Source organism: Thermomonas mangrovi, assembly GCF_028201335.1.
GTDB classification, from domain to species: Bacteria; Pseudomonadota; Gammaproteobacteria; order Xanthomonadales; family Xanthomonadaceae; genus Thermomonas; species Thermomonas mangrovi.
Genome location: NZ_JAPEVV010000010.1, coordinates 1 through 17,081 on the forward strand (window position 1 = coordinate 1; position 17,081 = coordinate 17,081).

At 70.2% G+C, this 17,081-nt stretch carries 21 protein-coding genes; 14 read left to right on the forward strand and 7 right to left on the reverse strand.

Going from position 1 to position 17,081, the window contains the following annotated elements:
• Nucleotides 1-310 precede the first annotated feature (310 nt).
• Together ON759_RS13345 and ON759_RS13350 are read left to right on the forward strand one after the other, a co-directional pair.
• Nucleotides 311-931, forward strand: a complete 621-nt coding sequence (locus tag ON759_RS13345; RefSeq protein ID WP_271680891.1) for an RDD family protein — start codon at nucleotides 311-313, stop codon at nucleotides 929-931.
• An 88-nt stretch (nucleotides 932-1,019) separates the two neighbouring features.
• Nucleotides 1,020-1,754 carry an energy transducer TonB gene (locus ON759_RS13350; RefSeq protein ID WP_271680892.1) on the forward strand — a complete coding sequence of 245 codons (735 nt, stop codon included), beginning with the start codon at nucleotides 1,020-1,022 and terminating at the stop codon, nucleotides 1,752-1,754.
• Between the two features lie 73 nt (nucleotides 1,755-1,827).
• Here ON759_RS13350 and ON759_RS13355 read toward each other — a convergent pair whose 3' ends face one another.
• Both ON759_RS13355 and ON759_RS13360 read right to left on the reverse strand, forming a co-directional pair.
• Nucleotides 1,828-3,651, reverse strand: coding sequence for a sulfatase family protein (locus ON759_RS13355; RefSeq protein WP_271680893.1), 1,824 nt, complete (start codon nucleotides 3,649-3,651; stop codon nucleotides 1,828-1,830).
• A 195-nt stretch (nucleotides 3,652-3,846) separates the two neighbouring features.
• Nucleotides 3,847-4,491, reverse strand: a complete 645-nt coding sequence (locus ON759_RS13360; protein WP_425608489.1) for a fasciclin domain-containing protein — start codon at nucleotides 4,489-4,491, stop codon at nucleotides 3,847-3,849.
• A 232-nt stretch (nucleotides 4,492-4,723) separates the two neighbouring features.
• On the opposite strand from ON759_RS13360, the gene ON759_RS13365 reads away from it, so the two are divergent.
• The 5 genes from ON759_RS13365 to ON759_RS13385 all read left to right on the forward strand — a co-directional run bounded on the left by ON759_RS13365 (nucleotide 4,724) and on the right by ON759_RS13385 (nucleotide 7,671).
• Nucleotides 4,724-5,707, forward strand: coding sequence for a hypothetical protein (locus tag ON759_RS13365; protein ID WP_271680895.1), 984 nt, complete (start codon nucleotides 4,724-4,726; stop codon nucleotides 5,705-5,707).
• Nucleotides 5,708-5,784: 77 nt separating this feature from the next.
• On the forward strand, nucleotides 5,785-6,138 hold the full coding sequence (locus ON759_RS13370; RefSeq protein WP_271680896.1) for an FKBP-type peptidyl-prolyl cis-trans isomerase: 354 nt from the start codon (nucleotides 5,785-5,787) through the stop codon (nucleotides 6,136-6,138).
• A gap of 70 nt (nucleotides 6,139-6,208) precedes the next feature.
• Entirely contained in the window at nucleotides 6,209-6,679 is a 471-nt protein-coding gene (locus tag ON759_RS13375) for a hypothetical protein (RefSeq protein WP_271680897.1), read from the forward strand.
• A 64-nt stretch (nucleotides 6,680-6,743) separates the two neighbouring features.
• Complete coding sequence (locus tag ON759_RS13380) at nucleotides 6,744-7,115, forward strand: YciI family protein (RefSeq protein ID WP_271680898.1); 372 nt, start codon at nucleotides 6,744-6,746, stop codon at nucleotides 7,113-7,115.
• Nucleotides 7,116-7,245: 130 nt separating this feature from the next.
• The gene (locus ON759_RS13385; protein ID WP_271680899.1) at nucleotides 7,246-7,671 is read left to right on the forward strand and encodes an MAPEG family protein; all 426 of its coding nucleotides are present in this window, start codon (nucleotides 7,246-7,248) and stop codon (nucleotides 7,669-7,671) included.
• A gap of 51 nt (nucleotides 7,672-7,722) precedes the next feature.
• Here the strand turns inward: ON759_RS13385 and ON759_RS13390 are convergent, their stop codons facing one another.
• From ON759_RS13390 to ltaE, 4 genes are all read right to left on the reverse strand, one after another.
• Nucleotides 7,723-8,613 (reverse strand): endonuclease/exonuclease/phosphatase family protein, encoded by an 891-nt coding sequence (locus ON759_RS13390; protein ID WP_271680900.1) that lies wholly within the window; start codon nucleotides 8,611-8,613, stop codon nucleotides 7,723-7,725.
• A gap of 61 nt (nucleotides 8,614-8,674) precedes the next feature.
• A complete protein-coding gene (locus ON759_RS13395; protein WP_271680901.1) occupies nucleotides 8,675-9,943 on the reverse strand; it encodes a hypothetical protein in 1,269 nt (422 codons plus the stop codon).
• Between the two features lie 201 nt (nucleotides 9,944-10,144).
• On the reverse strand, nucleotides 10,145-10,354 hold the full coding sequence (locus ON759_RS13400) for a cold-shock protein (protein WP_271680902.1): 210 nt from the start codon (nucleotides 10,352-10,354) through the stop codon (nucleotides 10,145-10,147).
• 282 nt (nucleotides 10,355-10,636) lie between these two features.
• Nucleotides 10,637-11,656 carry a low-specificity L-threonine aldolase gene (ltaE, locus tag ON759_RS13405; protein ID WP_271680903.1) on the reverse strand — a complete coding sequence of 340 codons (1,020 nt, stop codon included), beginning with the start codon at nucleotides 11,654-11,656 and terminating at the stop codon, nucleotides 10,637-10,639.
• 141 nt (nucleotides 11,657-11,797) lie between these two features.
• On the opposite strand from ltaE, the gene ON759_RS13410 reads away from it, so the two are divergent.
• The 6 genes from ON759_RS13410 (at nucleotide 11,798) to ON759_RS13435 (ending at nucleotide 14,871) form a co-directional block, all read left to right on the forward strand.
• On the forward strand, nucleotides 11,798-12,178 hold the full coding sequence (locus ON759_RS13410) for a hypothetical protein (protein WP_271680904.1): 381 nt from the start codon (nucleotides 11,798-11,800) through the stop codon (nucleotides 12,176-12,178).
• 84 nt (nucleotides 12,179-12,262) lie between these two features.
• Nucleotides 12,263-12,634 (forward strand): hypothetical protein, encoded by a 372-nt coding sequence (locus ON759_RS13415; protein ID WP_271680905.1) that lies wholly within the window; start codon nucleotides 12,263-12,265, stop codon nucleotides 12,632-12,634.
• 92 nt (nucleotides 12,635-12,726) lie between these two features.
• Entirely contained in the window at nucleotides 12,727-13,359 is a 633-nt protein-coding gene (locus tag ON759_RS13420) for a Rossmann-fold NAD(P)-binding domain-containing protein (protein ID WP_271680906.1), read from the forward strand.
• Nucleotides 13,360-13,429: 70 nt separating this feature from the next.
• Nucleotides 13,430-13,972: a lipocalin family protein gene (locus ON759_RS13425; protein ID WP_345780554.1), complete on the forward strand. Its 543-nt coding sequence runs from the start codon at nucleotides 13,430-13,432 to the stop codon at nucleotides 13,970-13,972.
• Between the two features lie 163 nt (nucleotides 13,973-14,135).
• Nucleotides 14,136-14,429, forward strand: coding sequence for a hypothetical protein (locus ON759_RS13430; protein WP_271680907.1), 294 nt, complete (start codon nucleotides 14,136-14,138; stop codon nucleotides 14,427-14,429).
• 103 nt (nucleotides 14,430-14,532) lie between these two features.
• A complete protein-coding gene (locus tag ON759_RS13435; RefSeq protein ID WP_271680908.1) occupies nucleotides 14,533-14,871 on the forward strand; it encodes a zinc ribbon domain-containing protein YjdM in 339 nt (112 codons plus the stop codon).
• 12 nt (nucleotides 14,872-14,883) lie between these two features.
• Here ON759_RS13435 and ON759_RS13440 read toward each other — a convergent pair whose 3' ends face one another.
• On the reverse strand, nucleotides 14,884-15,939 hold the full coding sequence (locus ON759_RS13440; RefSeq protein WP_271680909.1) for a GGDEF domain-containing protein: 1,056 nt from the start codon (nucleotides 15,937-15,939) through the stop codon (nucleotides 14,884-14,886).
• Between the two features lie 119 nt (nucleotides 15,940-16,058).
• Between ON759_RS13440 and ON759_RS13445 the strand changes: the two genes are divergently transcribed.
• Nucleotides 16,059-17,081, forward strand: coding sequence for a proline iminopeptidase-family hydrolase (locus ON759_RS13445; protein WP_271680910.1), 1,023 nt, complete (start codon nucleotides 16,059-16,061; stop codon nucleotides 17,079-17,081).

Here is a 17,081-nt window from a genome sequence, read left to right on the forward strand (position 1 = left end):
TGAAGGTCGCATGCGGCATACAGTGCCATCGTCGTCTCCTGGTGCGTGGCGCACGCTCGTTGTGTAGGAACCACGAACGTACCGCCATCGCCAGGAGGCGGCGATATGAGTTTTCAGAGAACATTTCCGTTTGAACTGCGCTGCGACCCAGAACGGGGTCAGCTTTACTTCCTTGAAAGGCGCGCATGTCGCGCCTTTTTGCTGCGCCCCGTTACCACATGGCACACCGCCCGCATGAGGAATTTTGCGTGTCGACTTCCGCCCTCGCGGCAGGCATCGTCGCGGTTGCATTGCATCGAAGGTGACGCACGTGATCGACACGCAGGAACCCCTGGTCGTGGCTGCCCCCGCGCCGAAGGCGGCGGCCAGCGACCGCCGCCCCTGGCCGCGCTACCTGGCCAGGATGCTCGACACGCTCGTGCTGGGCGCGGTGATGGGGCTGATCCTCGGCATCGTCCTGGTCTTCACCACCGACGACGCAGGCGAGCGCGTGTTCGCGGCGATGGGCGGCGTCGGCGGCACGTTGCTGACGAACGTGGTGTCGTTCGTGATCGCCGCGGTGCCCATCGCGTTCCTGCTCGCATTCGCGCAGACGCCGGGCAAGTGGGTGTTCGGCATCCGCGTCCGCAATCCCGATGGCAGCCGCCTGGGCCTGTGGAAGGCCCTGCAGCGCGAGGCCTGGGTGCTGGTGCGGGGCGTCGGGTTCGCGCTGCCGGTGGTCACCCTGTTCACTATGATCTCCAGCTACACCGACCTCAAGGACGACGGCGCCACCGCATGGGACCGCGCCCTGCGCTGCGAGGTCACGCATGCGCCGGCGACGCCGTGGTGGTGGGCGCGCGCCATCGTCGGCGGCGTGCTGGTGTTCGGCATGAGCCTGTGGGGCTACATCGACATGCTGATGTCGATCGCCCGGCCTGCGGCGGGCTGAAAGAGCAGCCAGGGACAGCTCCCCTGCCAATCCCCGCACGCGGCGTTTCCCATGCAACACTCCCGCATCGACTGAAGGATCAGGCGCCATGCGCACGCGATGGATCGTTTCGATGGGACTGGCCGCGGCCTTGTGCGGCGCGCCGGCGCTGGCGCAATCGCCCGCACCCGTGATCACCCTGGGTTTCAAGGCCGACGTGCAGGCCGATGGCGTGCCGACCAACATCCAGCCCGATGCCGCGCTCTCGCCGCCGCTGCAGGCGATGGTGCGCAAGCGCGTCGCGGAGTGGCGCTATCGGATGGGCACGTGGCAGGGCAAGCCGGTCGCCGCGACGGTATCGCAGCAGATCACGGCCGAAGCGGTGCCGGTCAACGGCGGCGGCTTCGCCCTGCGGATCAAGTCGGTCGCGTATCCGAGCGTGCGAGCGGACAGCGCTGCGGCCGCGGAGAAGAAGCCCCGCATGGTGGCGCCGGTGTATCCCGCGGCGCTCGCACAGCGGGGCGTGCAGGGCGTGCTGGTCTACGCCTACGCGGTGGATGCCGCGGGCAAGGCAGTGGACGTCGAACTGGTGCATCCGCAGCAGCCCGACCGCGACTTCAAGTTGCTGGATGCGGCCAGCCGCGACGCGATCGCGAAGTCGCGGATGCCGCCGACCAAGGTGGGAGGTGAACCGGTGCCCTGTCGCGTCCTGACGCCGATCACGTTCAGTACCGAGAGGGAGCCGCCGAAGGGACCGGACCTCAGCACCTATCGGGCTGGCCATCCCGAGCTGTGCCCGTTGCCGCCGGAGCTGCTGACCGACGTCGCCGGCACCATGCTCTGAGCAGGACCCGCCCACCCCGCAACGAAAGCGGGCGGCCGAAGCCGCCCGCCTGTTGCACATCGGGAGCTGCCGATCAGAACCCGGCCATCGTCTCCGGGGTGACTTCCCAGCCGGCCTCGATGCCGCCCGGCAGCATCTGTCCGCGGTCCTCGCCGACCTCCGCTTCGATCAGCCGGTTCATCTTCGCGTTCATCGCCATCGCCAGCTCGGCCGACTTCTTGCGGTCCACCGCGAGGTTGTTGACCTCGTGCGGATCGGCGGCGGTGTCGAACAGCTCGACGTCGTTGAGCGCGTACAACTGCTCCAGGGTCGTGGGCATGTTGTGCTGCTTGGGCGAGAAATAGCGGGTGAACACGTAGCGGCCGTCGTAGACCGAGCGGATCGCGCCGCGCTTGGTCATGTCGGGGCGCACGCCGGACGCGCCCAGCTGCTTCGGGTTGCCGCCCTGCTTGAGGAACTCCACGCCCTTGCGCATGAACTCGCCGTCGAGGTAGGCGAACATGTTGTAGTTGTAGAGCAGCGCGTCGTGCAGCGCGTTGACCTCGGCGGTCGCGGGCGAGGCCAGCAGGCCGGAGAAGTCCTTGCCGGGCAGGTCCGCGGTGATCGCCTTGCGCTTGTCGGCGGGCGGGTTGGCGAAGGCGACGAAGGTCGGCGCCAGGTCGAGGTGCGAGGTGAGCGCGCGGCACTCGCGGCCGCCCTTGTAGGCCGGGTGGGCGACGATCAGCGGCACGTTGTTCTGCTCGCGGTAGGCGGTGGCGCCCTTGGAGTGCATCTGGTGCGCGCCGTCGATGTCGCCGTGGTCCGCGGTCAGGATGACGATGGTGCGGTCGGCGAGGCCGGAGGCTTCCAGCTCGTCCAGCACGGCGGCGATGTTGCGGTCGACGTCGCGGATGCAGTTCAGGTAGTAGTTGTGGCGCCGGCGCCAGCGCGCCTCATCGTTGCCGATCGGCGCGACCATCCAGTCGTGCGACTTGAGGTAGTCGACGTGCGCGGCCGGCCGCCCGGGCGCATCCAGCGGCTGCTTGTGGCTGGCCGGCAGGTCGAAGTCCCAGCGCTTGGCGTACAGCGGGTCCACCGGGTCGCGCTCGATCGGCGACAGGCCCGGCGGCGGGCGCTTCGGCGTGCCGGGGGCGTCGGCGTCGTAGAACATCACGTCGTGCGGGTTGACCAGGTTCACCGCCAGGAACCAGGGCGTGCCTGCTTCGGCGAGGTCGCGGCCCTTGCCGCGCAGCCAGCTCACGCCCATCGCCGAGATGATGCCGTCGTGCTTATAGCCGCCGCGGTCGTGGGCGATGATGTCGCCGACGCCGAAGTAGTCCGAGAAGCCGTAGGCCTCCATCTCCTCGGTGAAGATCTTGGTCGGATGGCCGAGCTTGTTGACGGTCTCGAATTCCTTGGTGAGGTGCCACTTGCCCTTGTAGGCGGTGTAGTAGCCCGCATCGCGCAGCATCTTGCCGACCGTCGGCATCTCGGTGGACAGGCTCTGGATCCACGGGAAGTTGGTGTTGTCGAACATCTTGGTCTGCTGGATATGCCGGCCGGTGTAGATCACCGAGCGCGACGAGGTGCAGACGGCGGAGTTGATGCGGTGGTTGAGGAAGGTGGTGCCCGCCTTCATCAGCCGCTCGTGCCCCGGCAGGTGGAAGCCGACCGGCAGCTCGCCCGGGCGGAACAGGCGTTCCTGGTCGACCAGCAGGAACAGGATGTTGTAAGGCCCGGTGTGCGAACCCTGGCCCTGCATCAGGCCGCCGCCGGACGGCTGCGGGCCGGGCGATGCGGTGGCGTTGCCAGCAGCGCCGAGGGCGGCGCCGGTGCCGAGGGCGAGTGCGCTCAGGCCCGATGCCTTGAGGAAATCCCGGCGCGATGCGCCCAGGTCTGTTGGCTTCTTGTCGCTCACTGCACCCTCCGCGGAATGGCCGATTCGGAGGATGAGGGTAGGCAGGAGCGTGCGGCCTTGGGTATGGGACCTTGGCCCCAGCCGGGCGCACGCGCGGGGGAGGTCGCCCTGCCGCGTCGCCGGACGCCCGTACATAAAAACGGGCGGCCGAAGCCGCCCGCCCAACCGCGCCACACCACGGCTGTTGGAACGCGATTACTTGGGCATCAGCACGCTGTCGATCACGTGCACCACGCCGTTGCTCTGGCGGACGTCCGCATTGGTCACCTTCGCGGTGCCGCCCTTGCCGTCGGTCAGGGTGATGCCGCCCATGCCATCCGACTTCGCGGTCAGGGTCGCGCCCTGCACGGTGGTCAGGGTGGCGCTGCCGCCGCCCGCTTCGATCTGCTGCGCCAGCGCCGCGGCATCCACGTTGCCGGCGACCACGTGGTAGGTCAGCAGGCCGGCGAGGTCGGCCTTCTTCTCCGGCTTCAGCAGGCCGTCGACGGTACCGGCCGGCAGCTTGGCGAAGGCATCGTCGGTCGGGGCGAACACGGTGAACGGACCGGCGCCCTGCAGGGTGCCGACGAGGTCGGCGGCCTTGACCGCAGCGACCAGGGTGCTGAGATTCGGCGCGGCCGACGCATTGGTCACGATGTCCTTGCTGGCGTCCATCGCGGCGCCGCCGACGGTGGGGTTCTCGCTGGCGGCGGGCATCGGCTCGACCGGCGGAGTCTCTGCCGGGGTCTCGACCGCGACCGGCTCGGCGGCGGGCGGCGGGGTCTCCTGCTTGCCGCAGGCGGCGAGGGCCAGGGCGCTGGCGATGGCGATCGGGAGGGTCAGGTGCGGCTTCATCGGCATTCTCCTTGAGGGGGATGGGCCCGCCTGCGCGGCGGGAGTGCCGGGGCGTGCGTGGTGACCTTACGAGGCCGCATGCGAGGCGGATGCATGCGTTGCGCAGGTCGCCGCATTCGGGGAGATGAAGGTTCCGTTGCCGCTCACGGAGGTGCAGGGGCCGTGACCGCCGCCCGGCATGGCATCGATGCGCGACGTGGCGCTAGCATGCGTCGACGTATCGGGGGAGATGCGCCGCATGATGTTGGTTCCCGCGTATTGGGCCGAGGCCCGCGAGCAGGCACGGCACCAGGGCCGCACGATCACCGTGCGCCGCCATGGGTGGTCGGACGAGAGCGTGGAGGCCGCGCAGGCGCATGCGCAGGCGCGTACGCGCGCGGCGCTGGACGCGATCCTGGCCGGCGAAGCCCTGCCGCGTCGCGAACGTCGCACGAACTACGGCGTGGAAGGCGTGCCGATCCGCGAGCAGATCGTGTCCCGCCACGGCGACGTGGTGGTCACCCGCAACAGCTACGGCGCGCTCTGCCTCAATACCCCCGACGTGCTGTTCGCCGACATCGACCTGGAGCAGGCGCCCGCCGGGTGCGTGGTGCCGCTCGGCATGCTGGGCGCGTTGGCGGCGGTGGGATTCGCCGCGGGCTGGTGGCTCGGGCACTGGGCACTGGGCATCGCGATGGCGGGCGTGGCGATGTATGCGGCGAACGCGTGGATGCTGCGTCGCCGCCGTGCCATGCACGACCGCGACGGCGGCGCCGAGGCGCGTGCGTTCGCGCCGGTGGCCGCCTTCGCGGCAGCGCATCCGCATTGGCACCTGCGCGTGTATCGCACGCCGGCGGGGCTACGCGTGCTGGCGATGCACCGCTGCTTCGATCCGCAGGAACCGGAGGCGCAGGCCCTGTTCGAGGCCTTGCGCGCCGACGCGCTGTACGCGGTCATGTGCCGGGTGCAGCACTGCTTCCGCGCGCGCCTCACTCCCAAGCCGTGGCGGATCGGCATCAGCCGGCGCATCCGCCCGCCGGTCGCGGCGTGGTCGGCGGAACAGGCCAGCCTGCCCGGGCGCCTGGCCTGGATCGCGGACTACGAGGCGAGGTCCGCAGGCCATGCCGCCTGCCGCTTCCTGCGTGCGTTGGGCGACACCGACGCAGTCGATCCGAAGGCGGACGCGGTGCGTGCCCTGCACGACGCGATGGCGAAGGCGCACGAGGACCTGCCGCTGGCCTGAGCCGGTGTCGATGCGCGGCGCATGCGCGGACTACGGCTAGACTGCGCCCCCGTGCCCACGTTCGCAAAGGACCCGCCATGCCGTACACCACCACCGCCTCCGGCCTGCAGTTCGAGGACCTCGTCGTCGGCAGCGGCCCCGAGGCGCGGCCCGGCCGCAACGTCGTGGTGCATTACACCGGCTGGTTGTACGAGGGCGGCATGCAGGGCGCGAAGTTCGATTCCAGCAAGGACCGCGGCGAGCCCTTCATCTTCCCGCTCGGCGCGGGCATGGTCATCAAGGGCTGGGACGAGGGCGTGCAGGGGATGCGCGAAGGCGGCCGCCGCATGCTGGTGATCCCGGCCGCGCTGGGCTACGGCGCGCGCGGTGCTGGCGGGGTGATCCCGCCCAACGCGACCCTGCTGTTCGAGGTGGAATTGCTCGGCGCGTAAGCGGCCCGCTCACGTCGCCATCGCAGCCGCGCAGCCATCCTGCAGGCATTCCCACGCCACAGGTGCGCCGATGCGTCATTCCCCGCTGCCGTTCCTGGTGTTCGCCGTCGTCGCGATCGCGGCCTGTTCCGATCGCACGCCCGCGCCCGCCACGCCCGCTGCACCGGAAGCGGTGAGCGCGACGCCGGCGCCCTCCGTCGAACCCGCGCCGACGCCCGCGGCCGAGGCCACGCCCACCCCGCCGGCCACCGAGGCGGCGATGCTCGAGGCCGATTACCTCGGCCGCTGGACCGGCGTCGAGGGCATGTACCTCGACATCGCCAGCAAGCCCGGCGGCGGGGTCAGGGTGCAGATGCAGTGGGACCTCGACCATCGCGGCACCTTCGACGGCTCGGTCACCGCGGAAGGCCTGCGCTTCATGCGCGACGGCGTGGCGGAGACCGCGGTCCCCGGCAATGGCGATGCCACTGGCCTGAAGTACCTCGCCGGCAAGCAGGACTGCCTGGTGGTCAAGCCGGGCGAGGGGTATTGCCGCGACTGATCCGCGGCGTGTCGAAACGCGTCGCCCTGGCGCGTCGTCGGGGCATGTCCACCGGAGATCGCCCATGCATTACGTCGGCCTCGCCTACTTCACGCCCGATCGCTTCGCCGAGCTGAGCCCCGAAGAGGTCAAGGCGCTGGTCAGCCAATGCCCGCCGCTGGACGCGCGCATGCGCGCGACCGGCAAGGTGCGGGTGTCGGCCTCCTTGGGCGACCTCGACACCTGGCGCACGCTGCGCCCGCGCAACGGCGCGACCCACGTGAGCGACGGGCCCTACGCCGAGGCGAAAGAAGTGGTCGGCGGATTGTTCATCATCGAAGCCGACACCCATGAGGAGGCGCTGCGCATCTCGGCGATGCACCCGGCCGCGAACTTGGGCGAGGACGTCGGCTGGGCGGTGGAACTCATCCCGCTGCCGTTCTACCTGCCGGGCTGAGCCTCGCGGCGACCGACCCCGCGCACGGCCTGTTCGTCCCCGCGATCGGCCGCGCGCAGCGGGCGTGTGCCGGCGCCACCGGCGCGATTGCGGCATGATCCGGCATCGCCCGCCGCCGCACGGAGCCGCCATGGCATCCCCGCAACCGCTGCTCGCCCCGGTCATCGCGCTGGTCATCTGGACCGCGGTGATGTGGGCCTGGATGTACGCGACCCGCATCCCCGCGATCCTGCGCCTGCGCATCAAGCTCGACGGCCACCTGCCGCGCGGCGAGCAGATGGCCACGCTGCCGGCGGTGGTGCGCTGGAAGGCGGACAACTACAACCACCTGTTCGAGCAGCCGGTGTTGTTCTACGCCACCGCGCTGGCGCTGGCGGTGCTGGGCGATGCCAGCACGGCCTCGCTGGCGCTGGCTTGGGCATACGTGGCGCTGCGCATCGTGCACAGCCTGTGGCAGGCGCTGGTCAACCGCATCCCGGTGCGCTTCGCGCTGTTCGCGGCATCCTCGCTGGTGTTGTTCGCGCTGGTCGCGCGCGCGGCGATGCAGGTGTTCTGAGCGCAGCGTCGTCGCCATGTCGACGGCCGCCGCTGCTGCATCGCCTTGGCCTCAGCGCAGGGTGAGCCGCGCAGCGATCGCGCAGTGGTCGCTCAGCGACTCGCCCGGATAGCGCGATTCCTCGAAGCCGACCAGGTCGTTGGCCGCGCGCCGGTCCAGCACGATGTAGTCGATGAAGTCGGGGTAGCGCGGGTTGCAGCGCGCGCCCTGGTCGCCGGAGGCGCGCGCGAGGTCGGCGTTGGCCGGCAGGCCGTCGTCGAGGTCGGCCCACACCACGTCGCCGGGCACCGAGAGGCGGCGGTTGTAGTCGCCGAGCACGGCGAAGCGCAGGCCCTCGCCGGCGCGCTGGTCGATCCAGCGCTCCAGCACCGGCACCTGCTGCAACAGCACCGGGCAGGCCTCGTTGCGGTCGCCGGCGGTGCAGCCGGCCTTGAGGTGCACCGACAGCACGCGGATCGGCGCGCCGCCCGCCGGGCGCACGATGAGGTCGACGCCCGAGCGCAGGTCGGGGTTGCCGACCTGCAGCGCGGTGACGTCCGCCAGGCGCTGGTAGGCCACGCCCTTGCGGATCGCGAAGCCGGTGCGTTGCGCGTTCACGGTCAGCCCGGGACGGCCGCCGCATTCGCCCTTGCGCCCGGTGCCGACGCGCGCCTCGATCTCCACGGTGTAGCGCGCCGGGTCGAACACGCGTTCCGCCGCGGCCTTCGATTCCACTTCCTGGAACGCCACCACGTCCGCGCCGAGCGCCTCGACGTAGGCGCGCATCGCGGCGTAATCGGCCTCGGTGCGCGGGCGGCAGCCGGAACCGTCGAGCTCGGCCAGGTGCTCCATGTTCCAGCTCGCCAGGGTCAGCGTGGGCGCGGTGGCCCCGCGTTCGCGCACGCCGGTGCAGGACGTGGCGAGGAACAGGCAGAGGGCGGCGAGCAGGGCATGGCGTGTCATGCGACTAGTAAAGCATCCACGCATCGCCGTTCGCCAGCATCGCCGATCCGCGGCGGGCGTCTCACGGCTTCGCCGGGTACGCCAGCGCCGCCGCATCCGCGCCTGCGAACCCGCCCTGCAGGAAGCCCAGCCGGACCGTCCGGTACTCGTCGCCGATGAGTCGATGGCCGCCCGCGACGTAGAGCAGCCGCGCGTGCGGATAGGCCGCGCGCAACAGCTCGCTGGACGCGTCGTCGAACACCACGTCCTGCCGCCCCTTGATGATCAGGACGTCGCCCGCGAAGTGGCGATCGATCTCGAAGCGCATCGGCGCGATGCGATGGCGACGATGCCACGCCAGCATGTCGTCCAGCGCGACCGTCGAGAGTTCGTAGAGCAGGTTGAAGCGATCGTTTCGCTGGTAGCGCATCAGGTCCGCGCCGACCAGCTCGAACCAGCGGACCCGTGCCATCAGGGACGAGGGCGCGTGGACGACGTAGGCCAGCATGCCCAGGTTGCGTCGCGGCGACAGCTCGTACGTCCAGAGCCAGCGGCCACCCGCAAGTCCCCGGGCCGTGCGCAATTGCGCCGCGCGCGGGTCGGCCGCGTCGCGACCCTGCTGGTACAACACGTTCGCCACCCGGGCGCGCGCCGAAGGATGCGCGTGCAGCCAGGGCGCCAACGCCTTGGCGGCCATCGGGTTGTAATTGGCGAAATCCGGGGAGTAGGGCTGTCCGGCGCGCTGCGACAGGTCGGGAGCGCCGGTGGACTCCAGCAGCAGCCGGCGCACGTGGGCGCCGTGCGCGGAGACGTACTGTTGGGCGAGGACGCCGGCGCCAGAGGCGCCGAACACGTTGATCCGGCCATCCGCGGGAAGCAATCCCTTGCGCAGCATGTCCAGGCGCACCGCTTCGATGTCGCCGACTTGCTGGTTCGAACCGTACAGCCGCATCGCCTGCTCATGGTCGACCTTTCCGTCCCGATACACCTCCGGCAACAGCGTCGGTGCATGCCCACACACCCCGATCAGGACGTAGGACGCACCACCCAGCATGGCTTCGAAGAAGTCGAAGTCGGGATCGAGGTCGACCAGTTCCATCTGGCCGTCGGTGAGCAGGAAGGTGACGTCCCCACCCTTCCGGAAGCCCGGGCTCAGCAGGTAGAAGCCGCGCAGCGTGCCGCGCGCCAGGTCGGCGTGGTCCACCGGCAGGTCGATGTAGTGGTGCGACGCATCCTCGCGCATCTCGGGATAGGTCTCGCCCGCAGCCAGTCGCGCTCCGGGGGTTCGATACATCCAGGCATGCACCCCCGCCAGGATGGCGCAGGCCAGTCCGGCAGCCAGGACCAGCATCGGAAGCTTGCGACGAGGGGTGTGCATGCGGGCCGGGAGGCGAGTGCGGTGCGGGCATTCTCGCCGGCCCGCGCCGCCCGCGTATCTTCGGGTGCGCATCGCGGGTGCATCGCCGAGGGATGTCCCATGAACGAAAAACCCCGCACGTCGCCGTGCGGGGTCGGGTGTCGCACCGGCGGCGCGCGAAGCGCCGCGGCTGGCTCAGACGGCCTGGACTTCCTCGGCCTGCAGGCCCTTCTGGCCCTGCGCGACCTTGAAGGTCACCTTCTGGCCTTCCTGCAGGGACTTGAAGCCGCTGCCCTGGATGGAACGGAAGTGCACGAACAGGTCGGCGCCGCTCTCCGGGGTGATGAAGCCGAAGCCCTTGGCGTCGTTGAACCACTTGACGGTGCCGCTTTCGCGATTGGACATGGTGTTACTCCTTGCGACAGTTGGGGTTACGCAGCCCGCGGGGCGGTGCTGCGACTGCATCGAGCAAGGGGTAACGCGAAGCGATGAGGCGGATCGTCTGGAGCGGTCGTCTTCGACCATGTCACCGATTGATCTACAGCACCGGAGTCACGATGTACCGTGATCCCGCCTTGGACAGTGGCGCCACCCTACAGCAATTCGGCGCGCGAACATGAACGGAACGCCGTGCTTCGCCTCGGCGGGTGGACGCGCAGCGTACGCGATGCATGCTGCTGCAGCGCCTCAGCGCGTGGCGAAGAACCGCGCGAATGCGTCCGCGGTGCGTTCGATGCCGGCATCGTCGACATCGAGGTGGGTGACCAGGCGCAGCGTCGGCAGGGTGCCGATGCTGATGCGGATGCCGGCGTCGCGCAGGTGCGCGTCGAGCGCGCGCAGGCGGTCCACCGGCACGTCGACGAAGACCATGTTGGTGTGCTGGCCGAGCACGGTCGGTCCGTCGATGTCGGCCAGGCGTTGCGCCAGTCGCGCCGCGCGCGCGTGGTCGTCGGCGAGCCGGTCGACGTGGTGGTCCAGCGCGTGCAGGCAGGCCGCGGCCAGCATCCCCGCCTGGCGCCAGCCGCCGCCGCAGACCTTGCGCCAGCGCCGCGCCTTCCCGATCAAGGCATGCGGGCCGACCAGCACCGAGCCCACCGGCGCGCCCAGGCCCTTCGACAGGCACACCGACACGGTGTCGAAATGCCGCGCGATCTCCCGCGCCGGCACGTCGCAGGCCACCGCCGCGTTGAACAGCCGCGCGCCGTCGAGGTGGATGCCGAGGCCACGGTCGCGCGCGAGCGCGCTGGCTTGCCGCAGGTAGTCGAGTGGCAGCGTGCGGCCGTGCCAGGTGTTCTCCAGCGCGAGCAGTCGGGTACGCGCGAAGTGCGGGTCGATCGGCTTGATCGCGGCGGCCACGCGGTCGAGCGGCAGGCTGCCGTCGTCGGCCTGCACGATCGGTTGCGGCTGGATCGAGCCGAGCACCGCCGCGCCGCCGCCCTCGAACTTGTAGGTATGCGCGTCCATGCCGACGAGGTATTCGTCGCCGCGCTCGCAGTGCGCGAGCAGGGCCAGCAGGTTGGACTGGGTGCCGCTGGGCACGAACAGGCCCGCCTCGAAGCCGAGGTCGTCGGCCAGCCGGCGCTGCAGCGCATCGACCGTGGGATCCTCGCCGTAGACGTCGTCGCCGACGTCCGCCGCCCGCATCGCCTCGCGCATCGCGTCGGTGGGGCGGGTCACGGTGTCGCTGCGCAGGTCCACCGGGGTCATCGTGCGTCCTTCGGAAAAGGGAACGGCGACTTTACTGCGCGACGCGGCATCCGGAACCGGTCCCGGCGCGTAGTGGGACGGGTGCATGCCAGCGTGGCGATCGATGCGGGCCCGCACTTCCTCCATGACCCGGGAACCCCCATGCGCATGCCCGTCCTCGCCATTGCCCTGCTGGTCGCGACGTCGACCACGCCCCTCCGTGCGGCCGAGCCCGGGCTCGACGGGCGCTGGGTGGTCGATCTCTCCAGCGAGCCCGGCAAGCCCTACACCCAGCCGATGGATCTGGCGCTGCTGGCCGACGGCAGCGTGACCGGCAGCTTCTACAACAGCACCATCGAGGCCGGCCGCTGGAAGCGCGACCGCGGCCGCCTGTGCGCGAGCTTCCGCACCACCGACGGCGTCGGCCCGTACCACACCGCGGTGTGCCTGGTCGGCGACCACGCCGAGGGCCAGACCTGGGCGGAGCACCGGCGCTTCCTGTTCAACTGGGGCGCCACCCGCGCGCCGACCACGGCGCCCTGACCGAGCCGCGATAGGCCCATGGGCCGATTGCCGGCCCCCTGCGGGCGGCGGACGATCCCGCCACCGCCCGCCCGAGGAATGCCCATGCGCCGCCCCTTGCTCGCCTTCGCCCTGCTCGCCCTGGCCACGCTCGCCCAGGCCCGCGGTTCCGACAACAAGTGGCGGCTGGAATTCAGCGGCAATGCCGAGTCGGCCGGCCGCATCGTGCTGCAGCTGGTGCCCGAGGAGGGCGAGCCGGTCGCGGCGACCGTCGAGATCCGCAAGGGCCGCAGCGAGAACGGCGTGGCCCGCGACGTGCGCGACGGCCTGCGCGCGGCGGTCGGCAAGCGCTTCAAGGTCGAAGTCGACGACGGCGAGGACGTGCTGGTGAAGAAGGGCCGCGGCGAACGCAACTTCTCGGTGACGATCGTCGAGAACAGCGTCAAGGGCGTGCGGATCAACCTCGATCCGGAATAAGCGGCGCCACCGTCCCAGCTTGACCGCGCGCTCCACGCTTCGAATGCGCCCTGCTGGCATCATCGCCACCCCGGTTCGAGGCGAGGCGCGTGATGGAGATCCTGCACGTGGGTGCGACTGGCCTGGTCGGCAGCCTGGTATTGCCGCGGCTGCTGGCGGCCCCGCAAGTCTCGCGGGTGGTGGCGCCGACGCGCGCCCCATTGCCGTTCGCGGACCCGCGCCTGGTCAATCCGGTCGTGGACTTCGAGGCGCTGCCCGTCGGTGTCGCCTGGTGGGACGTGGATGCGGTGGTGTGCACGCTCGGCACGACCATGGCCAACGCCGGGTCGCGCGAAGCGTTCCGCCGCGTCGACCTCGACTACCCGCTGGAGATCGCCCGGCATGCACGCCTGCATGGTGCGCGCGTGTTCGCCTTGAACTCCGCGATGGGTGCGGATCCCGGCTCGCGGGTGTTCTACAACCGGGTGAAGGGCGAGCTCGAAGCCGCGCTGGACGCACTGGGATTCCCGTCGCTGGTGCTGGTCCGGCCCGGCCTGATCGACGGTGAGCGGCAGGAGCGTCGACCGGGCGAACGCGCGGCCCTGGCGGTGTCGCGCGTGTTGCGCCCGCTGCTGCCGCACGGTTGGCGCCCGAGCAGGGCGGCCCGCATCGCCGATGCGCTGGTCGCGGGCGTGCTCGCCCCGACCCCGGGTCGGGTCCTCGTCGACGCCGCCGCGCTCGCCTGATCCGGGCATTCACCCGGCGGCCACGCAGGGCGCGGCACGCTACGCCACCCCACGCATCGAAGCCGATCCGATGAAACGCCTGTTGCCGTTCACCCTGTTGTTCGCCGCCGCCACCGCCCAGGCGCAGGATGCGACCCTGCCCAATGTCGCGGTCCCCGCGCTGGACCTGCAGCGCTATGCGGGCCAATGGCACGAGATCGCCCACGTGCCGATGTTCTTCCAGCGCAATTGCGTGGCCAACATCACCGCGACCTACACGCCCCGCGACGACGGCAGGATCGGCGTCCGCAACGCCTGCGACGACAAGCAGGGCAAGCGGATGGTGTCGGAGGGCGTGGCGCGCCCGGTGCCCGGTCAGCCAGGACAGCTGGAAGTGCGGTTCGCGCCGGACTGGCTGGCCTGGGTGCCGATGGTGTGGGCGGACTACTGGGTGGTCGACCTCGATCCGGATTACCAGTGGGCGGTGGTCGGCGGCCCGAGCCGCAAGTACCTGTGGATTCTGTCGCGGACGCCGACGATGGCGCGATCGAAGTACGACGCGATCGTGGCCCGCGCGGCGCAGCGCGGCTACCCGGTCGACGAGCTGGTGCTGCCGTTGGGCACGCTGGACTGAACAAGCTCGGCTGAACCCGCTGGAATGAAACGGGGACGTTCGTCCGCGCTTGGCATGCGTTGGTCCCCGATCCGCATCCCGCAGCGACACGCGGATTGTGGTTGCGTCGCAGCGTGTCTATCTTCCGCGGGCGGCGGAGCGCGCCGCATACGGGGAGGCGGGCATGAAGATGCACAGGTTCGCGGGCGTGGTCCTTGGCGGCTTGGTGCTGGCGGGCTGCGGTGGCACGGCAGGATCGGATTCGCGCGAGCTCAGCGCGGCGGATTGCCGTGCCTATTACGAATACACCTACAAGCTCGATGGCATGGATGCGGCGGGCGTGCTCGGCGAGGAGCAGCTGGCCAAGGATTCCCAGACCTGCGCGGATACCGGGATGGTGACCAAGCGTCACTACGATTGCGCGATGAAGGCGGCGTCGGTAGCCGACCTGCAGGGCTGCGGGGCGCCGAACACCTGACGACGCGAGCCGGGTGCCGGTTTCGCGGTGACGCCGGCCCCTCCAGGGCGCCAACGCGTGGCGGGGCGTAAAATCTCGGCTTCGCCCGTTTTTGGTTGCCCCCATGTCCACCTTGCCGCCCTGCCCGCAATGCGCGTCCACCTACACCTACGAGGACGGCGCGCTGCTGGTCTGCCCGGAGTGCGGGCACGAGTGGTCGCCTGGGCAGGCTGAGGCGGCGGAGGATGCGAAGGTCGTGCGCGATGCGGTCGGCAACGTCCTGCAGGACGGCGACACCGTCACCGTGATCAAGGACCTCAAGCTCAAGGGCTCGTCGCTGGTCGTCAAGGTGGGCACGAAGGTGCGCAACATCCGCCTCGTGGATGGCGACCACGACATCGATTGCAAGGTCGACGGGATCGGCCAGATGGGCCTGAAGTCGGAGTTCGTGAAGAAGGCCTGAGCCCGGGCGGGGTCAGGCGGCCTGCACGCGGTCGCGGCCACCGCGCTTGGCTGCGTAAAGCGCTGCGTCGGCGCGTTGCAGCCACTCGCCGACGGTGTCCCCGGGGCGATGGGCGCTGACGCCGATACTGATGGTGACCGGCAGCGCCTGCGAGGCGAAGGCCACCGCCTCGCGTGCGTACTCGCACTGCAGCGTCGCCTGCGCCAAGTCCACCTCCGGCAACAGCCACGCGAACTCCTCGCCGCCATGCCGCGCCAGCAGGCCATGCCCTGCACTGGTCGCGCGCAGCGTCGCGGCGACCTGCACCAGCACCTCGTCGCCCGCCGGATGGCCATGGGTGTCGTTGATCGCCTTGAAGTGGTCGATGTCGAGCAGCGCCAGGCAGGCCGGTCGACCCGCCGCCGACGCTTGCTCCAGCGCCGCGACCAGTGCGCGCCGGTTGGCCAGGCCAGTCAGCGGGTCCAGCCGGGCCTGTTCGTTGAGGTCGGCGTTGGCCAGTTCCAGCGCATCGCTGAACTTCACCAGCTGTTCCTCGTACCACGCTCGCTCCTGCAGTTGCAGGCGCAGCGCACGGCTCGTCCGTCGCAGTTCCAGCAACGCCGACACCTGCCGCGACAACGCCTGCAGGGCCGCCTGCTGTTGCGGTTCCAGCGTGCGCGGTTCGCCATCCATGACGCAGAGGGTGCCGACCGCCAATCCGTCGGCATCGAGCAACGGCGCGCCCGCGTAGAAGCGGATGCCGGGTGCGCCGGTGACGTACGGGTTGTCGCGGAAGCGCGCGTCCGCGCGCGCGTCCGGCACCACCATGGTCTCGTGCGGCTGCAGGATGGCATGCGCGCAGAACGCGGCATCGCGCGGCGTCTGCGGATCCTCGATGCCCAGCCGGGCCTTGAACCACTGGCGGTCGGCGTCGATCAGCGCCACCGACGCCATCGGCATCCCGCAGATCGCGGCGGCGATCGCGACCAGGTCGTCGAAGGCGGCCTCCGGCGCGGAATCCAGGATGTCGTAACGCTGCAGCGCGCGCAGGCGCTCGGCTTCGTTGTCGGGCTTGGCGGGACGCAGCATGGTGGTCGGCGGGCCGGAAAGCGCGCAGCCTAGCGCGCCGCCGGCGGGCGACCGTGAAGGGATCGCGGTGGCGCCCCGGGCCGCGTAGAGTGCTGGCTGGTTGACCTCGGGGAAAGACGATGCGCGCGATCTTGGGCGGTGTGCTGGGCTTGCTGCTGGCGGGGGGCGCGTTCGCCGCCGATCCGCCCACGCTGGCGTCCTACCACGACAACACCGGGCGCGCGGATGCGTTCTCCGGCGGCTCGCGGATGATCCCGATCCACACCCCGCAGGGCGACTTCAAGGTCTGGACCAAGCGGGTCGGCAACAACCCGACGCTGAAGCTGCTGTTGCTGCATGGCGGGCCGGGCGCCACCCACGAGTACTTCGAGGCGTTCGACAGCTTCCTGCCGGCGGCGGGCGTGGAGTACTACTACTACGACCAATTGGGCTCTGCCTACAGCGACCAGCCCAAGGACATGGCGCCGTTGCTGTCGGTCGACCGCTTCGTCGAGGAAGTCGAGCAGGTGCGCCAGGCGCTGGGCCTGGATGCCGCGGACTTCTGCGTGCTGGGGCATTCCTGGGGCGGTATCCTCGCCATCGAGTACGCGCTGAAGTACCCGCAGCACCTCAAGTGCCTGGTGGTCTCGAACATGATGTCGAGCATCCCGGCCTACAACCGCTACGCGCGCGATGTGCTGATGCCGCGCATGGACCCGGCGGCGCTGAAGGAGATCCTCGCGCTGGAAGCCGCGGGCAAGTACACCAACGCGCGCTACGAGGAACTGCTGCTGCCGTACTACGAGCAGCACGTCCTGCGCATGCCCGCGTCGCAGTGGCCGGAGCCGGTGCAGCGGGCATTCTCCAAGACCAACAAGGCGGTCTACGTGCCGATGCAGGGGCCCAGCGAAATGGGCGCCAGCGGCATCCTTCTGGAATGGGACCGCACTGCCGACCTGGAGAAGATCGCAGTGCCCACCCTGGTGATCGGCGCGGAGCACGACACCATGGATCCGACGTTCATGCAGATGATGAGCCGGAAGTTCCCGCGCGGCGATTACCTGTACCTGCCCAACGGCAGCCACATGGCGATGTATGACGACCAGCAGGCGTATTTCGCGGGCCTGCTCGGCTGGCTGCGCAAGGTCGACCAGGGGCGCTGA

What these genes read in the sequence shown, in the direction of transcription:
- ON759_RS13375 (WP_271680897.1), top strand. Translation starts at nt 6,209, where the DNA reads ATGCGTCATTCCCCGCTGCCGTTCCTGGTGTTCGCCGTCGTCGCGATC.
- ON759_RS13445 (WP_271680910.1), top strand. Translation starts at nt 16,059, where the DNA reads ATGCGCGCGATCTTGGGCGGTGTGCTGGGCTTGCTGCTGGCGGGGGGC.
- ON759_RS13390 (WP_271680900.1), bottom strand. Translation starts at nt 8,613, where the DNA reads ATGACACGCCATGCCCTGCTCGCCGCCCTCTGCCTGTTCCTCGCCACG.
- ON759_RS13385 (WP_271680899.1), top strand. Translation starts at nt 7,246, where the DNA reads ATGGCATCCCCGCAACCGCTGCTCGCCCCGGTCATCGCGCTGGTCATC.
- ON759_RS13350 (WP_271680892.1), top strand. Translation starts at nt 1,020, where the DNA reads ATGCGCACGCGATGGATCGTTTCGATGGGACTGGCCGCGGCCTTGTGC.
- ON759_RS13370 (WP_271680896.1), top strand. Translation starts at nt 5,785, where the DNA reads ATGCCGTACACCACCACCGCCTCCGGCCTGCAGTTCGAGGACCTCGTC.
- ON759_RS13380 (WP_271680898.1), top strand. Translation starts at nt 6,744, where the DNA reads ATGCATTACGTCGGCCTCGCCTACTTCACGCCCGATCGCTTCGCCGAG.
- ON759_RS13430 (WP_271680907.1), top strand. Translation starts at nt 14,136, where the DNA reads ATGAAGATGCACAGGTTCGCGGGCGTGGTCCTTGGCGGCTTGGTGCTG.
- ON759_RS13410 (WP_271680904.1), top strand. Translation starts at nt 11,798, where the DNA reads ATGCGCATGCCCGTCCTCGCCATTGCCCTGCTGGTCGCGACGTCGACC.
- ON759_RS13435 (WP_271680908.1), top strand. Translation starts at nt 14,533, where the DNA reads ATGTCCACCTTGCCGCCCTGCCCGCAATGCGCGTCCACCTACACCTAC.
- ON759_RS13425 (WP_345780554.1), top strand. Translation starts at nt 13,430, where the DNA reads ATGAAACGCCTGTTGCCGTTCACCCTGTTGTTCGCCGCCGCCACCGCC.
- ON759_RS13440 (WP_271680909.1), bottom strand. Translation starts at nt 15,939, where the DNA reads ATGCTGCGTCCCGCCAAGCCCGACAACGAAGCCGAGCGCCTGCGCGCG.
- ON759_RS13400 (WP_271680902.1), bottom strand. Translation starts at nt 10,354, where the DNA reads ATGTCCAATCGCGAAAGCGGCACCGTCAAGTGGTTCAACGACGCCAAG.
- ON759_RS13415 (WP_271680905.1), top strand. Translation starts at nt 12,263, where the DNA reads ATGCGCCGCCCCTTGCTCGCCTTCGCCCTGCTCGCCCTGGCCACGCTC.
- ON759_RS13360 (WP_425608489.1), bottom strand. Translation starts at nt 4,491, where the DNA reads ATGCCGATGAAGCCGCACCTGACCCTCCCGATCGCCATCGCCAGCGCC.
- ON759_RS13365 (WP_271680895.1), top strand. Translation starts at nt 4,724, where the DNA reads ATGATGTTGGTTCCCGCGTATTGGGCCGAGGCCCGCGAGCAGGCACGG.
- ltaE (WP_271680903.1), bottom strand. Translation starts at nt 11,656, where the DNA reads ATGACCCCGGTGGACCTGCGCAGCGACACCGTGACCCGCCCCACCGAC.
- ON759_RS13420 (WP_271680906.1), top strand. Translation starts at nt 12,727, where the DNA reads ATGGAGATCCTGCACGTGGGTGCGACTGGCCTGGTCGGCAGCCTGGTA.
- ON759_RS13395 (WP_271680901.1), bottom strand. Translation starts at nt 9,943, where the DNA reads ATGCTGGTCCTGGCTGCCGGACTGGCCTGCGCCATCCTGGCGGGGGTG.